Annotated in this window: 20 protein-coding genes; 10 read left to right on the top strand and 10 right to left on the bottom strand. The window is 72.2% G+C overall.

Annotated features, from left to right (window positions below):
* Positions 1-9: 9 nt before the first annotated feature.
* From WMF26_RS36840 to egtD, 4 genes are all read right to left on the bottom strand, one after another.
* Complete coding sequence (locus WMF26_RS36840; protein ID WP_437996530.1) at positions 10-672, bottom strand: TlpA family protein disulfide reductase; 663 nt, start codon at positions 670-672, stop codon at positions 10-12.
* Positions 673-698: 26 nt separating this feature from the next.
* Positions 699-1,397, bottom strand: a complete 699-nt coding sequence (locus WMF26_RS36835; RefSeq protein WP_061621296.1) for a hypothetical protein — start codon at positions 1,395-1,397, stop codon at positions 699-701.
* A gap of 7 nt (positions 1,398-1,404) precedes the next feature.
* A complete protein-coding gene (locus WMF26_RS36830; protein WP_437996529.1) occupies positions 1,405-2,739 on the bottom strand; it encodes a vitamin K epoxide reductase family protein in 1,335 nt (444 codons plus the stop codon).
* A 94-nt stretch (positions 2,740-2,833) separates the two neighbouring features.
* A complete protein-coding gene (gene egtD / locus WMF26_RS36825; protein WP_437996528.1) occupies positions 2,834-3,823 on the bottom strand; it encodes an L-histidine N(alpha)-methyltransferase in 990 nt (329 codons plus the stop codon).
* Positions 3,824-4,030: 207 nt separating this feature from the next.
* Between egtD and WMF26_RS36820 the strand changes: the two genes are divergently transcribed.
* The 7 genes from WMF26_RS36820 to WMF26_RS36790 all read left to right on the top strand — a co-directional run bounded on the left by WMF26_RS36820 (position 4,031) and on the right by WMF26_RS36790 (position 11,379).
* A complete protein-coding gene (locus tag WMF26_RS36820) occupies positions 4,031-4,609 on the top strand; it encodes a hypothetical protein (protein ID WP_020739354.1) in 579 nt (192 codons plus the stop codon).
* A gap of 110 nt (positions 4,610-4,719) precedes the next feature.
* A complete protein-coding gene (locus WMF26_RS36815) occupies positions 4,720-5,271 on the top strand; it encodes a hypothetical protein (RefSeq protein WP_061623407.1) in 552 nt (183 codons plus the stop codon).
* A 76-nt stretch (positions 5,272-5,347) separates the two neighbouring features.
* Positions 5,348-6,352 (top strand): CAF17-like 4Fe-4S cluster assembly/insertion protein YgfZ, encoded by a 1,005-nt coding sequence (gene ygfZ / locus WMF26_RS36810; RefSeq protein ID WP_437996527.1) that lies wholly within the window; start codon positions 5,348-5,350, stop codon positions 6,350-6,352.
* A gap of 494 nt (positions 6,353-6,846) precedes the next feature.
* Complete coding sequence (locus WMF26_RS36805; RefSeq protein WP_437996526.1) at positions 6,847-7,443, top strand: contractile injection system protein, VgrG/Pvc8 family; 597 nt, start codon at positions 6,847-6,849, stop codon at positions 7,441-7,443.
* Positions 7,444-7,553: 110 nt separating this feature from the next.
* Positions 7,554-9,371, top strand: coding sequence for a hypothetical protein (locus WMF26_RS36800; protein ID WP_437996525.1), 1,818 nt, complete (start codon positions 7,554-7,556; stop codon positions 9,369-9,371).
* Positions 9,372-9,403: 32 nt separating this feature from the next.
* Positions 9,404-10,213, top strand: coding sequence for a hypothetical protein (locus WMF26_RS36795; RefSeq protein WP_437996524.1), 810 nt, complete (start codon positions 9,404-9,406; stop codon positions 10,211-10,213).
* Between the two features lie 167 nt (positions 10,214-10,380).
* Positions 10,381-11,379: an SGNH/GDSL hydrolase family protein gene (locus WMF26_RS36790; RefSeq protein WP_437996523.1), complete on the top strand. Its 999-nt coding sequence runs from the start codon at positions 10,381-10,383 to the stop codon at positions 11,377-11,379.
* A gap of 112 nt (positions 11,380-11,491) precedes the next feature.
* Here WMF26_RS36790 and WMF26_RS36785 read toward each other — a convergent pair whose 3' ends face one another.
* From WMF26_RS36785 to WMF26_RS36775, 3 genes are read right to left on the bottom strand one after another with little or no spacing between them, the layout of a single operon-like run.
* Positions 11,492-13,426, bottom strand: coding sequence for an ABC transporter ATP-binding protein (locus WMF26_RS36785; RefSeq protein ID WP_438002476.1), 1,935 nt, complete (start codon positions 13,424-13,426; stop codon positions 11,492-11,494).
* A gap of 53 nt (positions 13,427-13,479) precedes the next feature.
* Complete coding sequence (locus tag WMF26_RS36780; protein WP_437996522.1) at positions 13,480-15,213, bottom strand: ABC transporter ATP-binding protein; 1,734 nt, start codon at positions 15,211-15,213, stop codon at positions 13,480-13,482.
* Positions 15,207-15,365: a hypothetical protein gene (locus WMF26_RS36775; RefSeq protein WP_437996521.1), complete on the bottom strand. Its 159-nt coding sequence runs from the start codon at positions 15,363-15,365 to the stop codon at positions 15,207-15,209. The genes WMF26_RS36780 and WMF26_RS36775 overlap by 7 nt, the downstream gene beginning before the upstream one ends.
* Here WMF26_RS36775 and trpS point away from each other — a divergent pair.
* Entirely contained in the window at positions 15,364-16,452 is a 1,089-nt protein-coding gene (gene trpS, locus WMF26_RS36770) for a tryptophan--tRNA ligase (protein ID WP_061624810.1), read from the top strand. The genes WMF26_RS36775 and trpS overlap by 2 nt on opposite strands.
* Before the next feature lie 67 nt (positions 16,453-16,519).
* Here trpS and WMF26_RS36765 read toward each other — a convergent pair whose 3' ends face one another.
* From WMF26_RS36765 to uppS, 3 genes are all read right to left on the bottom strand, one after another.
* On the bottom strand, positions 16,520-17,845 hold the full coding sequence (locus WMF26_RS36765) for a Glu/Leu/Phe/Val family dehydrogenase (protein WP_437332891.1): 1,326 nt from the start codon (positions 17,843-17,845) through the stop codon (positions 16,520-16,522).
* Positions 17,846-17,999: 154 nt separating this feature from the next.
* Positions 18,000-18,821: a phosphatidate cytidylyltransferase gene (locus tag WMF26_RS36760; protein WP_437950793.1), complete on the bottom strand. Its 822-nt coding sequence runs from the start codon at positions 18,819-18,821 to the stop codon at positions 18,000-18,002.
* Between the two features lie 3 nt (positions 18,822-18,824).
* The gene (uppS, locus tag WMF26_RS36755) at positions 18,825-19,706 is read right to left on the bottom strand and encodes a polyprenyl diphosphate synthase (RefSeq protein ID WP_437996520.1); all 882 of its coding nucleotides are present in this window, start codon (positions 19,704-19,706) and stop codon (positions 18,825-18,827) included.
* A 58-nt stretch (positions 19,707-19,764) separates the two neighbouring features.
* Here uppS and WMF26_RS36750 point away from each other — a divergent pair, with 58 nt between their 5' ends.
* Positions 19,765-21,147 (top strand): 3-keto-5-aminohexanoate cleavage protein, encoded by a 1,383-nt coding sequence (locus tag WMF26_RS36750; protein ID WP_437996519.1) that lies wholly within the window; start codon positions 19,765-19,767, stop codon positions 21,145-21,147.
* A complete protein-coding gene (locus tag WMF26_RS36745) occupies positions 21,144-23,981 on the top strand; it encodes a hypothetical protein (RefSeq protein ID WP_437996518.1) in 2,838 nt (945 codons plus the stop codon). Before WMF26_RS36750 ends, WMF26_RS36745 begins: the two co-directional genes overlap by 4 nt.
* Positions 23,982-24,023: the final 42 nt, after the last annotated feature.

The following is a 24,023-nucleotide window of genomic DNA, read 5'->3' as shown; positions in this document are numbered from 1 at the left end:
GGCGACCTTCTACTTCTTCGCCCCGAGCAGCGCCGCGATCGTCGGATAATCGCTGTCTTCCACCGCCCCCTGGATCACGCACGTCACCTGTCCGCTCGGCGACGCGAGCGCGTGGATCGGCAGCTCGTTCGCCTCCTTGACGCCGAGCGCCCTCATCCACCCGGCCCGCTGGGGCCCGTCCGGCAGCCAGTACGAGGCGCGCACCCCGTTGCCCGGCTGCGCCTCCAGGAACCGCGACAGCTGCCGCTCGTCGTCGTCGATCGAGATGAACGCCAGATCGATGAGCACGCCGGCCGCCCGCAGCTTCTGCTGCCACCCGAGCAGCCGCGGCATCTCCTCCAGGCACGGCTTGCACCACGCCGCCCAGAAGTTCACCCACACCCACTTGCCGACGCCGAACCCGATGTTCGCCGGCGGCGCCTCCGCCCCCTGGGCCGCGACCGCCGTGAGCCCCCCCACCGAGGGCGCCGGCCGCGGCGACTGCCCCGCGCACAGGAGCCGCGGCGCGGCCGGCGCCGCCGCGCTCGCGGGCGCCCGCGCGCTCGCCGTCGCGGCGCCGCCCGGCGCCGTCACCGCGTTGCTCCGCCCCTGGCCCGGCGTCGGGGGCGGCGGCAGATCCGCCTTGTCCCCCTCGCACCCGCCCGCGAGCCCCGCGGCCACGGCGAGGGCCACGAGCGCGCCGATCCTCCTCGCGGCGCTCACAGCTGGCAGTCCACCCAGGAGACGAACGCGCTCCGGTTGATGGCCTCTGCCGTACATGCCTTGTCCTTGCGCGAGACGTTCCATTGGCAGTATTCCGCGCCGAGCTGGGCGAACTCGTTCCCGAGCCACAGCATCCCGACCTTCTTGTCCAGGTCCTGCTCCTTGAACTTGTCGGAGATGTCGAAGAGCACGCTGTTCGCGCGCTTGTGCGAGAGCGTCCGGTTGAACTCCGGCGTCCCCGTCTTCGACGCCCGGGCGACGATGAAGAAATAGCGCGCCCCGCGCCGATCGAGCCACATCTCCTCGATCATCTTCTTCGCCCCGTCGTCGAGCTTCTCCGACCCGTCGTCGAACATCACGACCCCGCCGCGCTGCTTCAGCGGCGTGAAGAGCGCGTTGAAGTCGTCGTCGCTGATCGACGCGAGCGTCTTCACGTCGGCCGGCTGGCACCCGCGCCGCGCCTCGGCCCCGACGAGGCCGCACGCGTTGAGCACCCGCTGCAGCACCGTCTTGAACGCCGGCGTGCAGTACGGCGCCTCGGCGTCGTTGGCGATGGCCACCGCCGGCCTCACCGCCGCGGCCACCCCCGTCTTCAGGCGCTGCGACGCGGCCTGCACCTCGCCGTGCACCGTCACGCCCGACGCGACGAGCATCGCGCACCCGGCCACGATCCCGATGACCCCTGCGCCCTTCATGACCACCTCACCTCGTCCGGAGGGCCGGCGCGAGCTGCCGGATGGCATACGACAGCCCGATGTCGGTGTCCTCGTCACAGAGCCGCGTCGTGCCCAGGAACATCTGCGGCGTCGACACGGGAAGCTTGTTGTCCACGATGAACCGGAGCATCCGGTTCAGCCGCAGCGACGTCTCCTTCGAGTCCATGCACGCGTCGAGCCCCGGCCAGCGCTGCCGGATCGCCGCCTGCACGTTGGCGGTGCCGGCCCCCGCCTTCGCCCCCTCCAGGAGCTCCTCCTGGTTGTCGTAGGCCCACTCGAGCACATCCATCGCCCGGTGATCGCTGCAGAGGATCGCCTTGGAGAGGAGGCACGCGCCCGGGTGCACCGGCCGGTCGAGCATCCAGTTGCACTCGCTGTCGAGCGGGAACAGCACCAGCGTCACGTCGAGCTTGTCGAACACCCCCTCGGACACGAGCCGCTGGTGGAACGCCTTGCACGTCGGGCAGAGCGGATCGACGAAGATCGTCGCCGGCTGCACCGCGCCCGGGTGCTTCACCTGGAGCAGCGCGCCGTTCGGCTCGGTCGGCTTCTCCAGCTTGCCGCAGCCGGTCATGTAGCTCGCGTAGCTCGGCAGCGCGCTCGCGTAGAGCAGCGCCGGCGTCACCGTGCACACGCCGAGCGCGACGAGCCACCCCGGCAAGAGCAGCTTCGAGCCCATGCGGCGCGCCGGCGCGGGCCCGGCGGGCGCCCCGGCCGGCGCGTCGACGCCGAGGGGCGCCATCGGCACCGTGGGCCCCACCCCGGCCGCCCCGGCCGGCCGCGGCGTCGCGCTGGACCAGGCCGCGGCGCGCGCCGCCCTGCGGTCCTCGACGAACGCCCACACGCCGCCGGCCGCGAGCAGCGCCGACGAGACGTACATCCCGACGCACGTCTTGCAGAACACCCCGAGGCGCAGCGCCGAGATGAGCGCCATCAGGATCGACACCGCGAGCGGCGTGAGGCCCGCGACGAACAGGAAGTGCGCCGCGCGCCGCGGCGCGTGCTGGCCCGAGAGCAGCACGTAGAGCGCGAACGCCGCGAAGAACGCGAACGCGCCCAGCGCGAACAGCGAGATCGGGATACCGCCCCAGAAGCTCTCGCGGAACAGCGCGGAGTAGGGGCTGTACATCGCCACGCGGCACGCCGTGTCGGCCCCCGCCTGCGCGCCGAGGCCGGGGATGAAGCTGCAGTGCAGGTCGTGGACCTGCCGGTCGAGGTGCCGGATGTAGTCGAACGTCGACGAGGCGCTGAACGCCAGCCCCAGGAGCGACCCGCTGAGCGCGAGCGCCGCAGGCCCGCGAGGACTACGACTGCCTGACATGGCCGAGTGGATTACGCGACGTCGGGCAACGCGTCAAATCGAGGACGCCCGCGCGTACGGGCGTCTCCCGACGCGGCGCGATGAGCCCGCCGGCTCAGGGGCCCGCCGCGCGCTCCTCGGCGAGGAAGAGCGTCGTCGAGAACCGCCCGACCGGCTCGATCCACTGCTGATGACAGCGGAACCCCGCGCGCTCCCCCATGCGCACCACCCCCTCCGGGGTGTACTTGTACGAGCTCTCTGTCCAGATGGATTCGCCCTCGTCGAAGGCGACCTCGAGGTCGAGCGCGCCCACGCGGATCGACTGCCGCCGGCGGCTGACGAGGTGCATCTCGACGCGCGAGGCCTCCGCGCTCCACGCCGCGCGGTGCTCGAACGCGCGGAGGTCGAACGTCGCGCCGAGCTCCCGGTTGACGCGCGCGAGCAGGTTCTTGTTGAAGGCCGCGGTGACGCCGAGCGGATCGTCGTACGCGAGCAGCAGGTCCGCCGCGGGCTTCACGAGGTCGGCGCCGAGCAGCAGCCCGTCCCCGGCGCGGAGCGCGCCGCGCACCCCCGCGAGGAACGCCGCCGCGGCCGCCGGGGCCAGGTTGCCGATGTTCGAGCCGAGGAACAGCACGAGCACCGCGCCCCCGTCGCCCCGGGCGTCGACCGCGCGCCGCGCCGCCGCGCGGGCCAGGCCCTCCTCGTACCTCGCCCGGTGGGCCGACGCCTCCACGCGCGGCAGGCGGCCCAGGGTCCGGCGCGAGAGGTCGAGCGCCGTCTCCGAGACGTCCACGAGGTGCACGCAGAGGCGAGGCACCCGCTTGCAGAGCGGCGCCGCCAGCAGGGCGAGCTTCTCCCCGCTGCCGCAGCCGAGCTCGACGATCGAGGCGCCGGCCCCGAACGGCGCGACCATCTCCTCGGCGTGCCGCTCGAGCAGCGCCCGCTCCGCGCGCGTCAGCGGATACCAGGGGAGCTGACAGATCGCCTCGAAGAGGTGCGAGCCGAGCGCATCGTAAAAATACTCCGGCGAGAGGTGCTTCGGCGACGCCTTCAGGCCCGACCGGACATCCGCCATGAAGCGGTCGAGCGGTTCTGTCGTGTGCATCACAGAACCTTACCCGCGGACCTCTGAGAGGGCTCCTCGAAATCCGTGGAGGTCCAACGATTTGCAAAGCCACCACCCGCTCGTCCATTCCCGCGAGCGTTCCCGCGAGCCGCCCCGATTTCTCGGGATCGTCACGGCCGTTGCCCACGCGATCGGCCGCTGCTAGGGAGCTGCCCTCGGGGATCCAGGATCCCAGAGCCCATTCCGATGACGACCTCTGCACCCGGCGCGGCGAGCGGCGCGCCCCTTCCCGTGAAGCTTGGTCCGTTCGACGCCGAGTTCCTCGCGGACCTGCCCTACGACCCGTCGGTCCTCTTCTTCGACGAGCTCCTCGAGGTGGACGCCGAGAGGAGCCTGGTGCGCTGCCGCATGCCGACCGACCGCCCGATGCCGCTCGTCGACGCGCAGCGGGCGCACCCGCTGCTGCACCCGCGCCACGTCGCCGGCGCGATCATGGTGCACGCGACGGGGATGCTCGGCTTCGTGCACGCCTACCACCTGCTCGGCCTCCGGCACCGCGAGGGCTGGATTGGTTATGGCACCAACATCCACCGGGTGGTCTTTCGCAAGCTCGTCCAGCCGGGCGCCCCCATCGAGGCGACGTGCGTGGCGACGCGCTCCCGGCTCGGCCAAAAGCGGCACATGATCCGCTATTCGTTCGAGTTCCGGCACGAGGGCAGCGTCTGCTACGAGGGCGATCAGACCGCCGTGTGGATGCGCGTGCAGGACGTCCCAGCCATGGATTCTCGACCCGCGCTCGAGGAGCTCGAGCGATCCCTCGCTTGACCCGCGCGTTCGGCTCGTCTACCGGCCCTCCCATGCCGGATTTCGATGCGGGATCGATCGTCCCGTCCACACGCGATCTTCTCCAGGTGCTCTCCACCCGTAGAAAGAACATGGCTCTGGTCGGGCTCGTCGGCTCGGAGTCGCCAGCGGAGGATGCGGCGCGGCTGCATGAGCTCAACATCTCTGCGCTCGCGTTCGCCGAGGCGGGGCCCGCCATGCAGGGGGCCGCGCGCGCGACGAGGACCGTGCCGTCGCTCTGCCTGTCCCGGGTGAGCGATCGCGACGGCGCGCTCGCGGCGCGCTACCACGGGGCGGACGGGGTCTGCATCGACGCGCTCCTGGCGCTCGACGACTGGGACCGCCTCGCGAAGGGGGCGAGGACGATGCGCATGCTGCCGCTCGCCCTGGCCGAGAGCCCGGAGGGGGCCGAGGCCGCCGCGAAGGTCGGCGCGCGCGCCGTCCTGGTCCGGGGCGCCTCGGCCGACGCGGTGATCGCGTCGGTCGCGTCGCTCCCGAAGACGCTCACCGTCGTCGCCGAGGTGCTCTCGGCCGACGCCGACGCGCTCCGCCGCCTCGTGGGCCACGTCGACGCGGCGATCGTCCCGCCCTCCGTCCACACGTCGCCCCAGTTCCCGGCGCTCGTCGCCGAGGTCGATCCCTGAGCCGGGGCGGGGCGGCCGCCGAAATGTCGGGCCGCCCCTCGACGGCCCGGCCTCCCGCCTCCACGATCGGACCTCGATGAACGACGCCCACGGACTGGACGAGCAGCGGCGCGCGCTCCGCGAAGGGGCGCTGGTGCAGCCCATGCCCGAGCTCGGGACGCTGATCGTCACCGGCTCGGACCGGCAGACCTGGCTCAACGGCCTGGTCACGTGCGATCTCGCCCCGCAGAAGCCGCTGCCCGCCGGGGCCAAGGCCGCGCCCCCCGCGGGCGGGGCGTACGGGCTCAACGTGGTGAAGACCGGGAAGATCTTCGCCGAGGTGTGGATCGTGATCGCGGAGGACCGCATCTACGTCGGCGCGCTCCGGGATCGCATCGAGGCGCTGCGCGAGAGCTTCGATCGCTACCTCATCATGGAGGACGCCGAGCTCGCGGACGCCACGGGCGAGCACGCCTGGGTCTTCGCCCACGGCCCGCGGGCCGCCGATCTCGCGGCGGCCGGGCGCGCGGCCGGCGCGGACGCCGCGATCGTCGACTGGACCGGCCTCGGGGGCGCGCTGCTCGTCGCGCCGCGGCAGGCCGAGGGCGCCGTGCTCGAGGCGCTGCGCGCCGCGGGCGGGGCCGGCCCCGTCCTGCCCACGACGGCGGCGGCGTGGGAGGTGCTCCGGGTCGAGAACAACGTCCCGCGCTTCGGCGTCGACTTCGACGACCAGAACTTCCCGCAGGAGGCGTCGCTCGAGGAGCGCGCCGTCTCGTTCAACAAGGGCTGCTACCTGGGGCAGGAGACGGTGTTCATGCTCCAGATGCGCGGCCACGCGAAGAAGCGGCTCGTGCAGCTCGCCGTGGAGGGTGAGGACGCCGTGCCCGCGGGCGCGGAGATCGCGCTGCCCGACGGCGCCGCCGTCGGCGCCGTGACGAGCCAGGTCAAGGATCCGGGCGGGCCGCGGGTGCTGGCGCTCGGCTTTGTCAAGTACAAGCACGCCACGGTCGGCGCGGAGCTCCGTGTCGCCGGCCGGGCGGCCGAGATCACGCGCGCGCCGGGGGCCTCGCCAGGGACGGGCGGCGCGGCGCCGAAGCGCTGACCGCTCCGGCAGGAAGCGCGTGACCCGGCGCGTGTGCGCCGCATGAGCGGAAGGACCACCGGCGGCGCTGCTCTCTGCGGCACCCGCGGCCTCCGGCGCGTGAGCCCCTGGTCACTTCCTCAGGCTGCGCTCGAAGGGCGTCACGCACGTGCGCGCGAGGCTCGGTCCGCCCGGCACGCGCACCGCGCCGAGCGGCCGAGGTCATGGCAACGCGACGAGCGCGGGTGTTCGCTCAAGAGGCAGGGGAGCGCATCGGGACGATCATTGCTCGATGGTTGATGAAATTGCCACGTCAACTTCCAAAAAATGCTCAGAAAAAAAGCTTCTGAGCATGAGAAATTACGCCGCGTTGTGACAATTTGTGTCTGTGTATTGTAATGGTGGCGAGCTTCGCTGATAGGCGTGCTGAGCTCCCTTGACAGGGATTGCCCTCTTGATAGGGTCGTGTCGTTCGGCGTTCCCTGGCACAGGGGGAGAGGCGCGGAGGGCTCGCGATGGCTCAGCGTTCCGTTCGCCTGGAGTCGACCGCGTTGTCCGGGGTTTCCTTTGCCTTGTGCAGGACGCGGCCCTCGATCGACATCCATGGCCTATATCGTTATGACGTCGAGCTCGCGTTGGACGATCCGGAAAGCCTGCGCGGCCGTGAGATCTGGAAGAGCCGCGCGACGCTGGTGTTCGTGGTGAACGGCGAGGAGACCGCGGTGCATGGAATGGTCGCGGAGCTCTCGCAGGCCCAGCAGTTGGGCCGCAGCGGTGTCAGCCTTCATTTCGCCCTCGTGCCGCGTGTCTGGGACATGACCCGGGCGCCTGCGAGAGCGACCTTCCTCGACCGCACCGTTCCCGACATCATCGCACAGAAGCTGCAGGCCGCCGGGTTCGCCGAGGGCGACGACTTCGTCCTGCATCTGAGTCGCGAGCACCAGCCGCGCGAGCGCCTGGTCCAGCACGACCGGAGCGACTTCGACTTCATCCAAGAGTTGTGCAGGAGCGCAGGGCTCTCCCTCTCGTTCGCGCACGGCGATGGACGCGACGTGCTCGTCATCTCGGACATCCCGGACACGGAGCGCGCCCAGGGCTCGCGCGGCCCTTGACCTCTGCGGCTCCGCCGCGGCGGTTTGAAATCGCGGCACCGCCTCGTGTATGGTGGTCATGTGCCACCCATCACCGCGCGGCCTTGCCGTGCCTCCGTCTGCTCAGCTCCATGAGCGCCGACACTGGCATCGACATCCCCGGGCCGATGTCCGCGGCGCTCCACCGCTTCTCGCGAGGCTTTCTGCCGAGCTCGGTGCTGCAGCGCGAGCTCATCGAGCTCCGGGCGATGGGCTCGGAGCGGAGCCTCATCCCGAGGAGGCTCCATGTGGAAGGCGACGTGCTTCTCGTCACGTGCGAGGTCGACAGCCCGGACGTCTCGTTGCGCGGCACCGCGCTGGAGGACCTGAGTCGCCTGCGCCTGGAGGGGGCCTGCGAGGACGGCACCCGGTTCTCTGCGCGCGTCGCCGCCATACTGTCCCTGGAGTGGAGGACGGCGCGCATCGCGCGCGCGGTGCTCTCGTGCGACGACTGGATGATCGGCAGGCCCGCGGCCAGGCCGATGCTCTGGGGGGGGATCACGGACGTCGAGCTGCCTTCCGGTCGCGGCAACCTCCGCCTGACCACCGCAGAAGGCCACGTCTCGGAGGACGACTACTGCCTCCGAGGGCAACGGTATACCTACTACCTGATCCGCCACCAGCGCGAACGTGGCGACGTCCGCTGGCTCGTCGCCGTGGATCCTCGTGGCGCGACGGAGCTTGACCGCGACATCTTCCGCCGTGACCTGAGGAGCATCGCGTTCTGCTTCGGACGTCCATTCCGCGTCGGCGTGCTTCACGGCCTGACCGAGGACGGCGGGCGGGCAGGCTTCGTCAAGATCGGCGCTGAGGAGCACCTTGCAGGGCGCCGCCGCGCGCTCTCCCCCGTCCCGCCAGCGCGGAGAGCCGCCGAGGCTTCATGGCCGGTGGCCCTGTTCGAGGCCATCTCGAGGTACAGCGTGCGTCCCGACGCGCGCGAGGCCGCGCTCACGACGGCGATCGCGAGCTACGTGGAGGCGCTCCACGAGACCTCGGCGGACGGTGCCGGGCTCAAGCTGCTGCGCGGCGCGCTCGCGGCGGCGAAGCTCGTGCTCGATGGCAAGGCCGTCCAGCGAGCGGACAGGGAGCGTTGGAAGAGCTGTGTGCAGCACGCCGACATGATCAAGGCGCAGGCGGGGGCCCTGCTCTCGAACAAGCTCCTCGCCGCGCTGCGGAGCGCAGAGCAAGCGCGGGCGAGCACCTTGATCGACGCCGCCTTCTCCGCCGTGGGGCTCAGCCTGCTGCAAGAGATGGAGGACGCGATCACCGCCGTCGCGAGCAGCCTCCTCGCAGAGGACGCCGTGGCGCGGCCAGACGAGAGGAGCGCCGCGATCCTCGGGTCCGTGCTGGTGGCGCTCGTGGCGAAGGCCGTGGGGTACGAGGGACCGATCTGCGGGTGGGAGAGGCCGCCGTTCGAGGATTCCTGTGAACCCGCCGGCGAGTGGTGGCCTGTGAAGAAGAGCGCTGGCGATCTCGTCGGGCGCTTCTCCGCGGATGCTCCCGGGCACACGGGCCCGCGCGGTGCGCGCCCGCATTGGCCTCATTTCAGCGAGTCGAAGGTGCCCATCGAGGGGCCCGTTGCGATGATCGCCTCGTTCGCGGAGGAGTTGGAGGAGAGGACCGATGGCCTCGTCATCGCGAGCGTCAAGCCGCTCACTCACGTCCCGGGGGAGCCTGCCGCGTTCGATTTTGTCCTCGCGCCGGCGGGCAAGCCCAAGTCGGAGGTCCGACTCCTCGTGATCCACGAGACCGGGACAGGGGAGGTTCGGATCACGGACTGGGACGGCGAGGAGCGCACGCTCGGCGAGGAGCGGCTCGCTACTTTCCTGGATGAGCTCGCGCGTCGGAGGGACACGGGGGAGCTCGTGCGGCGGCTCCGGGCCGCTGCGCGGGAGCCGCCGGAGCCGTGAGGAGCCGGCCGTATACCGCCCTTCTGTGGAACATGGGCATCTACCATGATCCGGAGCTCTCCGATCGCGTCCGGCTGTCGCGGCTCGCCGTCCTCAGGACGCTCATCGCGCTGTACGCTCCGAGTTTCGTGGCGCTCCAGGAGGCACCCGATGATCTCGGGCGGGGGGACCTCGGGCCCAGGTATCGGGTCATCTCGGGCTTGGGTGGCATCACGACCGCGGTCCTCCAGACGGCGTGGAGGGTGCGCGATCACAGCACGATGGAGGGCTGGAGGGCGCTCGTCGTCAAGGTCGATCCCCTCGCCGGGGGGCTCGACCTCTGGCTCTGGAACTTGCACCAGCCGATCCTGCACAAGGACTCCGAGGAGCGGCGGACGCTCTCGCGGTGCGAGCCGCGCGATGATCTCCGTCGGTTCAGGGCGCGCGATCCCGACCGGGGTGAGCTCGTGGTCGGCGACTTCAACCTGGAGCCCCACGACGTCGCGATGGTGGGCCGCGACGGCTTCTACGCGCGGAGCTCCCCTGAATGGGTGCTGTCGAGGCCGAGCCGGCGAGACCTCTTGTACCGGCCTCTGTACAACGCGACGCCGACACCCTCCGCCTCGCAGCGCGACGATCCCCCCTACGGGAGCTATTACCGCGACAAGGGCAAGGACGGCGCGGGGCCGTGGTTCAGGCCGGATCAGGTGCTCATGTCGGCCGAGCTCTTGCGCTGCGGCAAGCCGCGGGTGACGCTCCTGCCGCGGGCGGGCGAGACGGACCTCTGCGCTCCAGCGCATCGGCGTCCCGATCCGAAGGTGGGCTCGGACCACCTCCCTCTCCTCATCGAGCTCATGGCCTAGTACAGCGTTCCCCAAGCTCGTCCCTGGATCCGAGGTGAGCCCGCCGAGGCCCTCGCGAGGTCCGGACGCACTTCCCATCGCGATGAAATTTTTCAACGACGACGGCGGCTTCGACAAGCTGCGCTCCACAATCGCGGTGGAGTACGCGATCGTGCTATGCGTAGCAGATGCTCATACACCGCCTGAAATTCTCTTCTTCCGCCGTCCTCACGTGTGTGGTGCTGCTCGTCGCAGCGTGCAGTGACGGCGCCGACTCGCCGGGCGCGACGACGGGGACCACGAGCAGCAGCGGGACAGCGTCGGGTGGCGGCTCGCCCGGCAGTTCCAGCTCGAGCGCAACCAGCGGGGGCGCGGCCGGCGGGGGCGCGGCCGGCGGGGGCGAGGCCGGCGGGGGCGCCGGCGGAGCGGGCTCGGGTGGCATGGGCGGCGGATCCGACGGTGGCGGAGGTACTGCGGGCGACGGAGGTGCAGGGGGCAGCGCTGGCGAGGGCGGCGGCCCGGCATTCCAGCCCTGCCCGGCGAGCGGCTCCTGTAAGATCATGCCCTTCGGCGATTCAATCACGCAGGGTTTCAACGTCGCCGGCGGCTACCGCGCTCCGCTGTTCCACCTCGCGCTCGAAGCGAACCACGACATCACCTTCGTCGGTTCCGCCAGTGATTACAGCGTGCCCATGGTGGACGGAGTGACGTTCCCGAGGAACCACGAGGGTCACGGCGGCTGGACGATCGAGGGCAACAACGGCATCGCGAAGCTCGTGGGCACCAGCATTCCGAATTACAAGCCCAACATCATTACGTTGATGATCGGAACGAACGACATCAACGGTAACATCAACCTTGCGGACGCACCGAATCGCCTGGGCAAGCTGCTCGACTCGATTTTCATGACTGATCCGAACATCCTCGTGGTGCTCGCGCAGATCGTGCCGACGAGAACGGACGGCACGAACAACGCCGTCAAGGCCTACAACGCGGCCATGCCCGACCTGGTTTCGACGCGCGTCAGCAAGGGGCAGCACATCGTGCTGGTGGACATGTACACAGCGTTCACCAACGACCCGAACTACAAGCAGTCCCTCCTCGCCGACAATCTCCACCCGAACCAGGCAGGGTATAACCGCATGGCCGATGTTTGGTTCCAGGCGTTGAGTCCGTATCTCCGCTGAAATCGAAAGGCGAACGCCACCAACGCTTGAGCAGATTCGCGGCGCAAATGCCGGCGGATTCCACGGATCGCGACGGTTCGGCACCGCAAATTCGTCCTTGGGGAGCGCTGTACTAGCCCTCGAGCTTCGCGCCGCTTCCGCCGTTGCCGGTGAGCTGGGTCTTGTACAACGCGTGGTAGGCGCCGCCTGCGGCGAGGAGCTCCGCGTGCGTGCCGCGCTCGACGATGCGGCCTGCGTTCATCACCAGGATCACGTCGGCGTCGCGGATCGTCGAGAGGCGATGGGCGATGACGAAGCTCGTGCGCTGGGCGCGCAGGGCGGCCATCGCGCGCTGGACGAGCACCTCGGTCCGGGTGTCGACCGAGGAGGTCGCCTCGTCGAGGATCAGGATCGCCGGGCTCGCGAGGAACGCGCGCGCGATCGTGATGAGCTGCTTCTCGCCGGCGCTCAGGTTGCCCGACTCCTCGTCGATGACCGTGTCGTAACCGGCGGGCAGGGCGCGCACGAAGCGGTCGACGTGCGCCGCGCGCGCCGCCTCCTGGACGTCGGCCTCGGTCGCGGCCGCGTTGCCGAACGCGATATTGTCGCGGATCGTGCCCGAGAACAGCCATGTATCCTGAAGCACCATACCGAGCTTCGCGCGCAGCTCGTGGCGAGGCAAGCGCGCGATGTCGACACCGTCGATGAGGATCCGACCGCCGTCGAGCTCGTAAAACCGCATCAAGAGGTTCACGAGCGTGGTCTTGCCGGCGCCGGTCGGGCCGACGATCGCGACCGTCTGGCCTGGCATGATCGTGAGATCGAGATCCTCGATCAGGGGCTCGTCGGGCTTGTAGCGAAACGTGACGTGCTCGAACCGGACCTCGCCGGCGACCTTCGGTAGGGCCGCGGGCGGTGCGGCCTCGGGCGACTGGCCCTGTTCGTCGAGCAGCTCGAACACCCGCTCTGCGGAGGCAACGCCCGACTGGAGGACGTTCGTGACGGACGCGAGCTGGCCGAGCTGCTGAGAGAACTGGCGCGAGTAGTGGATGAACGCTTGCACGCTGCCGAGCAGCATCGCGCCCGACGCGACGCGCAGGCCGCCGACGACGGCGATGGCGACGTAGGTCAGGTTCCCGACGAAATTGACCGCCGGCATGATGGTGCTGGACATGAACTGCGCGCGGAAGCTGGTCTCGAACAGCTCCTGATTCGTGGACTGGAAGCGCGCCTCGACGTCGCGGCGCCGCCCGAGCACGTTGACGAGCGAGTGGCCGGTGAACGCCTCCTCGATCTGGCCGTTGAGCGCGCCGACCTGCGCCCACTGCGCGACGAACTTCGCCTGCGCGCGCTTCGCGACCGCCGCGGTCGTGAGCACCGAGAGCGGCACGGTGAAGAGCGTGATCACCGCGAGCGCCGGCGAGATCACGACGAGCATGACGACGATGCCGGCGAGCGTCAGCGCGCCGTTCATGATCTGCGTCAGCGTCTGCTGCAGGCCCTGCGCGATGTTGTCGATGTCGTTGGTGACGCGGCTCAAGAGCTCGCCGTGCGGGCGGCCGTCGAAGTAGGCGAGCGGCAAGCGGGCGAGCTTGTCCTGCGCGTCGGTGCGGAGCTGCCGCACGGTGCGCTGCACGACCTCGTTGAGCAGGTAGCCCTGCAGCCAGGCGAACAGCGACGCGCCGGTGTACAGCGCCATCACGAGCAGGAGCAGCTCGGCGAGCTCGCGGAGCTGGATGCCGCGGCCGGGGACGAGGTCCATGTGGCCCACGAGCTCGGCGAGCCGCGCCTGGCCGGAGCGCTGGAGCTCCGCGACGGCCTCGGCCTTCGTGGCGGCCGCCGGGAGGCGGGCGCCGATCACGCCGGAGAAGATGATGTCGGTCGCGCGGCCGAGCAGCTTCGGTCCGGCCAGGCCGAGGCCCACGCTGAGCAGCGAGCACGCGATCACGACCGCGAGGCGCGCGCGCTCGGGGGCGAGGCGGCCGAGGAGGCGCCGCGCGGAGGGCGCGAACCGCTTCGCCTTCTGCGGCGGCGCAGCCCCCATGCCGAAGGGGCCGCGCTGCAGCATCGGGGAGCGCGCCCCCCCGGGGGCGGCGGGCGGCGGACCGGCGCGACGCGCGCTCACGCGGCCACCGCCGCCTCGCGCTGCGAGGCCACGATCTCCGCGTACGTCGGGCACGACGCGAGCAGCTCGCCATGCTTGCCCTGGCCGACGAGCTCGCCGCCGTCGAGCACGAGGATCTGGTCCGCGTCGACGATGCTCGACACGCGCTGCGCGACGACGATCACCGTGGCGGCGCGCGTGCGCTCCGCGAGCGCCGCCCGCAGCCGGGCCTCGGTCGCGACGTCGAGCGCGGAGAAGGCGTCGTCGAACAGGAACACGCGCGGCCGGCGCAGCAGGGCGCGGGCGATCGAGAGCCGCTGGCGCTGGCCGCCGGAGACGTTCGTGCCGCCCTGCCCGATCGGCGTGTCGAGCTTTTGCGGCATGGCCTCGACGAAGTCGCGCGCCTGCGCGGCGGCGAGCGCCGCCCAGAGCTGCTCGTCGGTCGCCGCGGGGTCGCCGTAGCGCAGGTTCGAGGCCACCGTGCCGGAGAACAGGAAGGGTCGCTGCGGCACGAGCCCGATGCACGACCACACCGCCTCGAGGGCGAGCATGCGCGCGTCGACGCCGTCGAGCCGGACCTCGCCGCTCGTCGGATCGATGAGCCGCGCGATCAGGTCGAGCAGCGTGGTCTTGCCCGAGCCGGTGCTGCCGACGATCGCGGTGACCTGCCCCGGGCGCGCGACGAACGAGATGCCGCGCAGGACGGGCAGCTCGGCGCCCGGATATCGGTACTCGACGTCTCGCAGCTCGACGACGCCGGCCGGCTCGACGAGCGTCACGGGCTGGTCGGGGGCGCGCACGGACGGCTCGGTGTCCAGCACCTCGAGGATGCGCTCCGAGCACGCGGCCGCGCGCGGCAGCATGACGGCCATGAACGTCACCATCATCACCGCCATGAGGATCTGCGTCAGGTAGGCGAGGAAGGCCGTCATCGAGCCGATCGCGAGCCTGCCGTCCGCGATCTGGTGCGCGCCGAACCACAGGACGGCGACGCTCGAAGCGTTGAACACGAACATGATGGTCGGGAACATCATCGCTTGCAGGCGCCCGATGTGCAGCGCGGCCTCGGTGAGGTCGCCGTTCGCGCGATCGAAGCGCGCCGCCTCGGCGCGCTCGCGGACGAAGGCGCGGATCACGCGCACGCCGGTGATCTGCTCGCGGAGCACGCGGTTCACCGCGTCGATGAGGGGCTGCATCCGCCGGAACTGCGGCACCATCCGCGACATGATCGCGACGACGGCGCCCGCCAGGAGCGGCACCGCGATCGCGAGCAGCCAGGCGAGCGACCTGTCCTCGCGCAGCGCCATCACGACGCCGCCGACGCACATGATCGGCGAGAGGACGAGCATCGTACTGCCCATCATCACCACCATCTGCACCTGCTGGACGTCGTTGGTCGTGCGCGTGATGAGCGACGGCGCGCCGAACCGCGACAGCTCGCGCGCGGAGAACTCGCCGACGCGGTGGAACACCGCCGCGCGCAGGTCGCGGCCGAAGCTCATCGCGGCGCGCGCGCCGGCGTAGTTCGCGGCGACCGAGCACACGATCTGGACGCCGGTGATCGCGAGCATGATCGCGCCGAGCTCCAGGATCCGCGGCGTGTCACCGGCGGCGATGCCGTGATCGATGATGTCGGCGTTCAGGCTCGGCAGGTACAGCGAAGCGAGCGTCGCCACGAGCTGGAGCGCGACGACGATCGCGAGCAAGGGCGCCTGCGGGCGCAAGAAACGGCGCAATAGCTGCCTCAGCAAGGCTCCTCCTCTTCGGAGCGGCGGCGGATAGCGCCGAGCAGGATCGTCACGACCTCCGCGGCGGTCAAGGTCATGCCTCGGCGATCCGCGGGCGCGTGTCCGCGAGCGACGCCATGCGCGCGCGGTGCTATGAGAGCGGCGATCTTGGCCATGAGCTCCTCCAGCCCTTCCGCCCAGCCCGGTCGCCCCCGCATCCTCACCGGAGACACGCCCACCGGGCGCCTCCACGTCGGCCACTGGGTCGGATCCATCGAGAACCGCGTCCGCCTCCAGGACAGCTACGAGTGCTACCTCCTCATCGCCAACGTCCATGCGTTCACGACGCGCGCGGACCGGCCGGACGACATCCGCCGCGACATGCTGGAGATCGTCAAAGACTGGTTGGCCGCGGGCATCGATCCCGAGCGCTCCACGCTCGTCCTCCAGAGCGAGGTCCCCGCGATCGCCGAGCTCACGTGGTTCCTCGCGATGCAGCTCCCCTTCAACCGGGTGATGCGGAACCCGACGCTCAAGCACGAGATCGAGACCAAGGGGCTCGGCGACAAATATAGCTTCGGGTTTCCGCTGTACGCGGTCGGGCAGTGCGCCGACATCCTCGCTTTCCGCCCCGCGCTCGTCCCGGTCGGCGAGGATCAGGTCGCCCACCTCGAGATGTGCCGCGAGGTCGCGCGGCGCTTCAACCACGTTTACTGCGACGTCGATCCGGCGCTCGACGACGAGGCGCACGTCACCGCGGGAGGCCTGTTCCCGATCCCCGCGCCGCTCGTGGGCCGCGTCGGCAGGCTGGTCGGCACCGACGGCGTCCACAAGATGTCGAAGAGCCTCAACAACGCCATCTTCCTCTCGGACAGCACCAAGGAGATCAAGAAGAAGGTGGGGGCGCTCTACACCGGCCGGCAGAGCATGACCGACCCGGGCGACATCACGAGCTCCCTGTTCCAGTACGTGCGCGCGTTCATCAAGGATCCGGCGCGGGTCCAGGCGCTCGAGGAGCGCTACAGCCGGGGGGACAACATCGGGGACGGCCACATCAAGGCCGAGATCACGGCGGCGATCGACGAGCTCCTCGGCCCGATGCGCGCCCGCCGCGCCGAGTACGACAGACCCGGCGGCGACGATCTGGTCCTGGACATCCTGCGGGAGCACGCGGCGCGCGCCAACGCGGTGGCCGAGGAGACGCTCTACCTCGCCAAGCAGAAGATGAGGATGGATATCGGCCGGCGCACGCTCGGCCTCTGATTCGCCCCGCGTCGCCGGTGGCTCAGCCGCGCGCGGCGCGGCGGCGCCGCGCGGGCCGCGCCCCGCCTCACGGGAAGATCTCGCGCTCGCCGTACACGGCCGCGAGCCGCTGCAGCGCCACGGCGTAGGCGGCGAGGCGCAGCGTGCACTTCTTCTGCCGCGCCATCTCGGTCACCTCGCGGTAGGCGCGCTTCATCGCCTTCTCGAGCCGGGCGTCGACCTCCTCGAGCGTCCACGTCTCGGACCGCTTGTTCTGCACCCACTCGTAGTAGCTCACCGTGACGCCGCCCGAGTTGGCGAGGACGTCCGGCAGGATGTCGATCCCGCGCTCCAAGAGGACCTTCTCCCCCTCGGGCGTGCACGGCCCGTTCGCGCCCTCGGCCACGAGCCGGACCTGCAGCCAGCTCGCCTCCTCCACCCCGACCTGGTTCTCCAGGGCCGCCGGGATGAAGATGTCCGCCTTGAGCCGGAAGAACTCCTCGCGGCTGATCGGCTTGCCCGCCGGGTAGCCCGCGATCGAGCGGTGCTTCTTCACGTAATCCTGGAGCTTGTGCGGATTGAACCCCTCCGGATTGTAGAGGTACCCGGTGTGGTCGCCGACCGCGACGGTCGAGGCGCCGAGCTTCGACAGGAGCACGGCCGTGTTCGAGCCGACGTTGCCGAACCCCTGCACGAGCAGCGTCGCGCCGCCGAGGTTCACGTCGTTGTCCTCGGCCCACTCGGTGATGCAGTGGACGACGCCCTGCCCGGTGGCCTTCTCGCGCCCGTACGTGCCGCCCGACGCCACCGGCTTGCCGGTCACGACGCCCTTCACCGCCTGCTTGAAGAGCTGCCCGACGGTGTTCATGTACGTGTCCATGGCCCACGCCATGGTCTTCGCGTCGGTGCCGACGTCGGGCGCAGGGATGTCCGTCTCCGGGCCGATGTTCGAGCCGAGCGCATGGAAGAAGCGGCGCGTGATGCGCTGGAGCTCGGCGCGCGACACCTCGTTCGGGTTGAACTTGATGCCCCCCTTGCCGCCGCCGAGCGGCAGGTTCATGAGCGCGCACTTCCACGTCATCATCGCGGCGAGCGCCTTGAGGTCGTCGAGCGACACCGTCTCGTGGTAGCGAATGCCCCCCTTGAACGGCCCGAGGAGGTTGTTGTGCTGGATCCGGTAACCCTTGAAGAGCCGGATGCTGCCGTCATCCATCCGTACGGGGAAATTGACGATGATCTCGTTCTTGGGCTGGCTCAGGATCGTGGTGATGTACCCCGGCAGCTCGATCAGGCGGGCGGCCTCGTCGAGATAACCCTGGACGACTTTGAAGAACTCGTATTTGTGCTTATGGCCCGGAGCAGCAGCGCCGCTCACCGGCGGAGTCGTGTTCTTGGTACTGACTTGATCTTCCATGGCTCTGTAACTTTCTAGTGCGCGGCGCGGCCCAGTTCAATGTGTCGAGCGCAATCATGCGGCGCGTCACGCGGTTGCAGACGGCCGGGGCATTGCGTCAGCTCGGCAGTACGCGGCGCGGCGCCGCGCGGGCGCTGCGCCGGCGCGACGCCGCTCACGATCGCGACCAGAGGACGTAGAGATACGTGATGGTCCCGGTGACGAGCAGGGCGTCGACCCGGTCGAGGATGCCGCCGTGGCCGGGCACGATCCCGCCCGAGTCCTTGATCCCGAAGGAGCGCTTGAACAGGGACTCCCCGAGGTCCCCCGCCTGACCGAGGCCGCCCGCGACGATCGCGAGCGCGAGCCCGTCGACGAGCGGCAGCGACCGGAGGAACCAGAAGTGGGCGAGCAGCGCGCCGAGCACCGCGAAGAGCAGGCCGCCGAGGGCGCCCTCGACGGTCTTCTTCGGGCTCACCGCCTCGTAGAGCTTGCGCCGGCCGAGGAAGCGGCCGGCGAAGTAGGCGCCGGTGTCGGAGAACCAGGAGAGCAGCAGCGCCAGGACCACGAACGAGGGGCCGTCGGCGCCGGCGTCGCGCCGGAGCAGCGCCAGCGCGCCGAGCCCGCCGCCCACGTAGAGCGGGCCGAAGGTCATCGCCAGCACGCGCAGCGCCGCGGTGCGCATGTCGCCGAGGCGCACCAGCGTGACGAGCATCGCGACGAACGGCAAGAGGAAGATCAGCGCGAGCAGCGCGGCCGGCGAGCCGCCGAAGCGCCAGAGCACGCCGAGCACGCCGAGGGTGAGCGCCACGCCGGCGACGCGCGCCGCGCGGTCGTCCGCGTGGGTCATCGCGAAGAACTCGAGCGCGCCGATGGCGGAGGCGACCGCGACGAGCGCGGCCCACCCCCAGCTCGGGCCGAGGTAGAGCAGCGAGAGGAGGAGCGGAGCGGCCACGATCGCGGTGAGGACCCGCATCGTGAGGTTGGAAGCAGCCAAGCGTCAGACCCCCGTCCGTGAGCCGTTGTGAGAGGCGACCTCGCGCGCGCGCCACGGCCTCCCCGCGCCGAGCGCGCCGCTCGCGCGGGCCGGCGCGTCCGCGCCGCCGCCCTCGGCCTCGTCCGCGCCGCCGCCCTCGGCCTCGTCCGCGCCGCCGCCCTCGGCCTCGTCCGCGGGCCCGGCGGCGCGGACGCGCTGCTGGTAGGCCGCGATCGCGTCGAAGAGGTCGTCCTCGGTGAAGTCCGGCCACAGCCGCTCCGTGAACGACAGCTCGGCGTACGCGGCCCCGTAGAGCAGGAAGTTGGAGAGCCGCTGCTCGCCGCCGGTACGGATGATGAGGTCCGGCTCGCCCACGCTCAGGCTCGGCAGCCGCGCGGCGAGCAGCGCCCCGTCGATCGCCTCCGGATCGAGCCTGCCGGCGACCGCCTCCATCGCGAGCTCGCGCGCCGCGGCGGCGATCTCCTCGCGCGCCCCGTACGACAGCGCCAGCGCGAGCGTCATCTGCCGGTTCGTGGCGGACGCCTTCCGGAGCGGATCGAGCACGTCGCGCACGGGCTCGGGGAGCCGGCTGATGTCGCCGATCGCGACCAGGCGGATGTCGTTCTCGAGGATCTCGCAGCGCTCGCTCATCAGGAACTCGCGCAGGAGGCCCATGAGCGCGTCGACCTCGTTCCGGGGCCGCGCCCAGTTCTGCTCGCTGAACGCGTACAGCGTCAGCGCCTCCACGCCGAGCCTCCGGCAGACGCGCACGATGCGCCGCACGGCGGCGCTGCCGGCCTTGTGCCCGGCCTCGCGCGGCTCGCCGCGCAGCTCCGCCCAGCGGCCGTTGCCATCCATGATGATTCCGACGTGGCGCGGGAGATTTCTGGCTTCTACGAGGTTCATCGGCTGGGGGAGTTTCCCTTGTTGACTAACGACTGTCGACTGTTGAGTCTTCACGCCCATGAGCACTGGGGTTGGTCTCACGGTCACGCTGCGCGTCAGGATGGGCGCGCACGACGCACATTACGCGGGGGAGCTGTGCGATGGCGCGCGTATTCTCGCGCTCTTCGGCGACGTCGCCACCGAGCTCCTCATCCGTCTGGACGGCGACGAGGGGCTCTTCCGTGCGTACGAGGCGGTCGAGTTCCTCGCCCCGGTCCGAGCAGGCGACTTCATCGAGGCGACCGGGGTGGTCACGAAGGTCGGCGCCACGTCGCGCGCCATGGCCTTCGAGGCGCGCAAGGTCGTCGCCAGCGTCCGCGAACCCGGGGTGGCGCCCTCGGCGGCGGACGCGCTGGCCGAGCCGGTCATCGTCTGCCGGGCCCTCGGCACCTGTGTCGTCCCGAAGGAGCTCCAGCGACGGCCGCGCCTCGTCCTGCCGGCGCTGTCGGCGCCGCCCCCGGACCACGCGCAGCTCCCGGAGCCGCGGCCGATCATCACGCCGCCCCCGCGGATCATCGTCACGCCGCCCGAGAGCGCCCTGATCCTGACCGCGGCGATCGTCGGCGCCGAGACGACGCGGGCGCAGACGCCGCACCTGCCGGTCACGGCGCGCGAGCTCGCCGACGAGGCGGCGCGCTGCCGGGACGCGGGCGCCGCGGTGGTCCACCTGCACGTCCGGAACCCGGACGGGACGCCGAGCCAGTCGCGCGCCCTCTTCGCCGAGGCGATCGCCGCCATCCAGGAGAAGACCGACGTCATCGTCCAGACCTCGACCGGCGGCGCCGTCGGGATGGGCGTCGACGAGCGCGCCCAGCCGCTGCTCTGCCGCCCCGAGATGGCCACCCTGAACTGCGGCACGCTCAACTTCGGCGACGGGATCTTCGACAACGCCCGGCCGCTCATCCGGGACATGGCGGCCCGGATCCGCGAGGCGGGGAGCATTCCCGAGCTCGAGTGCTATGAGGTCGGCCATATCCATGAGGCGCTCAGCTTGCTCGCCGAGGGGCTCCTCGCCGAGCCGCTCCACTTCCAGTTCGTGCTCGGCGTGCCCGGCGGCATCGCGGCGCGCGAGGACGTGCTCCGGTTCATGATCGGCCAGATCCCGCGAGGCTCCAGCTGGGGGGTCGCCGCCGTCGGCCGGCACCAGCGCCCGATGACCGAGCTCGCCATGCAGCTCGGCGGGCACGCGCGGGTCGGGCTGGAGGACAACATCTACCTGGAGAAGGGGGTGCTGGCGGAGGGGAGCGCGCCGCTCGTCGCGCGCGCCGCCGCCTTCGCGCGGAGCGTCGGCCGAGAGGTGGTCGATCCGGACCGCGCGCGCCAGCTCCTCGGGATCCGCCCGCGCGCCGCGGCGGCCCAGGCCGGCGCTGCTGGAGGAGGGAGCGCGCTCGCGCAGGGATGACCGAACGGCCGCTCTCCACCTGGATCGATCACCTCCGGGGCCGGCTCCCGGTCGCGCTCGGCGTCGCCCTGCTCGGGGCCGTCGCGCGGCTCTCGACGCCGCCCCCGCCGGCGCGGACCGCCGACGCCATCGCCGGGATGCTCGGCGACGCGATCGGCGGCGCCGTCAGCCCGGACGATTTCGTCTGGGAGGAGCGCGGCGGGTTCCTCTCCGACGCGCTGCTCGGCCGCCGGGTGCTGTTCCTGGGCGTCCCGCGGCCGCCGGGCGGCGAGCCCGCGCCCGACGAGCGCGGCGCCGGGCCTGCCGCGGGCGCCGGGCCTGCCGCGGGCGCCGGGCCTGCCGCGGGCGCCGGGCCTGCCGCGGGCGCCGGGCCCGCGCCCGACGAGCGCGGCGCCGGGCCTGCGCCGGACGGGCGCGGCGCCGCCGACCTGTACCGCGCGCGCGTGCGCCTCACCCGCTCCGGCCGGCCGGTAAGCCTGGGCGGCGTCCGCAACCTGACCGACACGCCGCTCGGCGACGACCGCAACCTGGTCGCCCGCGGCCGCCGCGTCGCGGTGACCACCTCCGCCTTCGGCGTCGTCCAGGGGATCACGCTGCTCGATCTCGGCGGCGGCGCGCCGGGGCCTCGGCCCCTCGGCGAGCGGCTCCGCGCGGCGCTCGACGGCTGGCTCGAGACCGGGAGCGCCGACGGCGCGTCGCGCACCGAGATCGTCTTCGACACCCCGCCCGCGTCGGCGCGGCTCGACCTCGTCGACGAGGGCCTGGTGATGGCCCTCGGGCCGGACGCGGTGCCGGCGGCGCTCAACGCCGGCACCGGCGAGGTCGACACCGGCGGCCGCGATCCGTTCGGCGCCCGCGCGCACCACCTCCCGCGCCGCGCGCCGTCGTTCCTGGAGCTCGCCGGGCCGTCCGCCGGACGCCTGCTCGGCCCGGGGGCGGCCGCCGCGGTCGAGCGGCTCGCGCTCGCCGCGGGCCGCGCCGCGGCGGGCGTCCGCCCCGCGCCGGCCGCCGCGTACCTGACCCACGGCGCCGCCGCGCCGGAGCCCGCGCCGGAGGGGTGGCCGTCGCTCTGGCCTCCGCCCCAGGTCGAGCCCGCGATCCAGCCCCCGCTCCCGGGGGAGGGGGGCTGGGTGCTCGTCTCGCCCTCGCTCCCGCGCGTGCTCCCCGGCGCCGAGGGCGACCCGCAGCGCCCGTGGAGCCCCTTCGCCGCGACCACCCTCCGCCCCGATCCGCAGCGGGAGCACGTGCGCGTCCACCTGCTCGCGATCGACACGCGGCACGTCAAGTTCACCTTGCAGGCCGGCTTCGAGGCGCCGAGGCCGACCGTCGGCCCGCACGGCACGGGGCGGCTCCCCGACGCGGCGACGCTCCGCGGGGCCATCGGCCTCGGCGTCGGCGCGCGCGGCCCGGGCGCGCCCCCCGCGGGCGCCGGGGCGCTCGGCATGGTCGTCGGCGGGCGCGCGCTCGTGCCGCCGCGCGACGGCGCGGCCACGATCGGGGTCGATCTCTCGGGCCGGCCGTACTTCGGCGCGTGGCCCTCCGGCGGCGACGTCGCGCGCGTGCCCTGGGCGCTCTGGCAGGGCCCGCCGGCGGCGAGCCCCCGCGATCTCCGCGACGGCGGCGGCCGGGGCTTCCCCTGGGCGCTCTGGCAGGGGCCGTCGCTCTTCGAGGCGGCGAGCCCCGCGAGCCCCGCGCCGGCGCTCCCGGCGCTGGCCGGCCTCCCCGCCGAGCGCGCCCCGGCCGGCGAGGCGCTCTCGCCCGGCGACGGCGACGACCTCGTCGTCGAGCGCTCGGCGCTCTGCATGACCGATCGCGGCTTCGTGATCCACGCGTGGAGCGGCGCCGCCGACGCCGCCGCGATGCGGGCGGCGCTCGAGCGCGCCCGGTGCCTCGCCGGCGTATCGCTGGGCCGGGCGCCGGATCCGCTCGGGGTCGCCTTCCTGAGCCGCCGGGAGGACGGCGGCCTGGTCGCGGAGCGCCTCGCGCCGGAGATGTCGCTCGCGCCGCCGGCGCACGTCGCGGCGGCGTCCCCGGGCCCGTTCCTCTACTTCGAGTCGCGCTCGACGGACGGTCCGCCGGCGCCCGATCTGTCGCTCCCGGGCGAGCGCGTCGGCTGGGCCGCGGACGGCGGCGCGCAGCCGCCGCCGGCGTGGAGCCCGGCCGTGTACGCGGCGAGCTCCGTGCACCTCGGCGCGCAGGTCCGCCTCCACGCCTTCGCGCCGGATCGGTTCCTCTTCCGCCTCCGCGCCGGCTCGCGCGAGATCTCGCCGCGGACCGCGCCGAAGCTCGACGCCGAGGTCCCGGCCGACGAGCGGGCGCGCGTCATGGCGGCGATCGGGGTCGGCACCGGCCGGCGGCGCGGCCCGCGCGGGCTCGCCGTGGGCGGCACCGTCGGGCTCCGCTTCCGGGGCGAGGGGGGCCTCCTGCTGGTCCGCGGCGGCCGCGTCGAGATCCGCCCGGCCGGCGGCGTCGAGATCGGGCCGGGCACGGACGCGACCGAGCTGCCGCTCACCGCCGACGACGGCAGGCTGCGGCCCGAGGCGCGCGAGATCGGCACGATGCGCCGGCGCAGCGCCGCGTGCGCGCTCGACGACGGGACGCTCCTCGTGGCGACGACGACGTTCGACAGCGACGAGGCGACGACCGAGGCGCTGCTCGACCTCGGCTGCGCGCGCGTCGTCGCGCTCGATCGCGGCGCGCACCGCAACGCCTTCGTGCACCGCGCCGCCGGCGACCCGGCGCTGCAGCCGGCCTACGAGGAGACCGCGCTCTTCGCGGTCGGCCTCGCGATGCCCGGCCGGGCGCGGCGGCTCACCGAGCCGGCGCGCCCCTGAGCGGCCGCGGCTCCGGCGGGGCCGCGGTCACGCCGCGGCCGC

The organism is Sorangium sp. So ce185 (genome assembly GCF_051526825.1).
GTDB lineage: Bacteria > Myxococcota_A > Polyangia > Polyangiales > Polyangiaceae > Sorangium > Sorangium cellulosum_D.
This window is presented reverse-complemented; position numbering and strand designations above follow the sequence as displayed.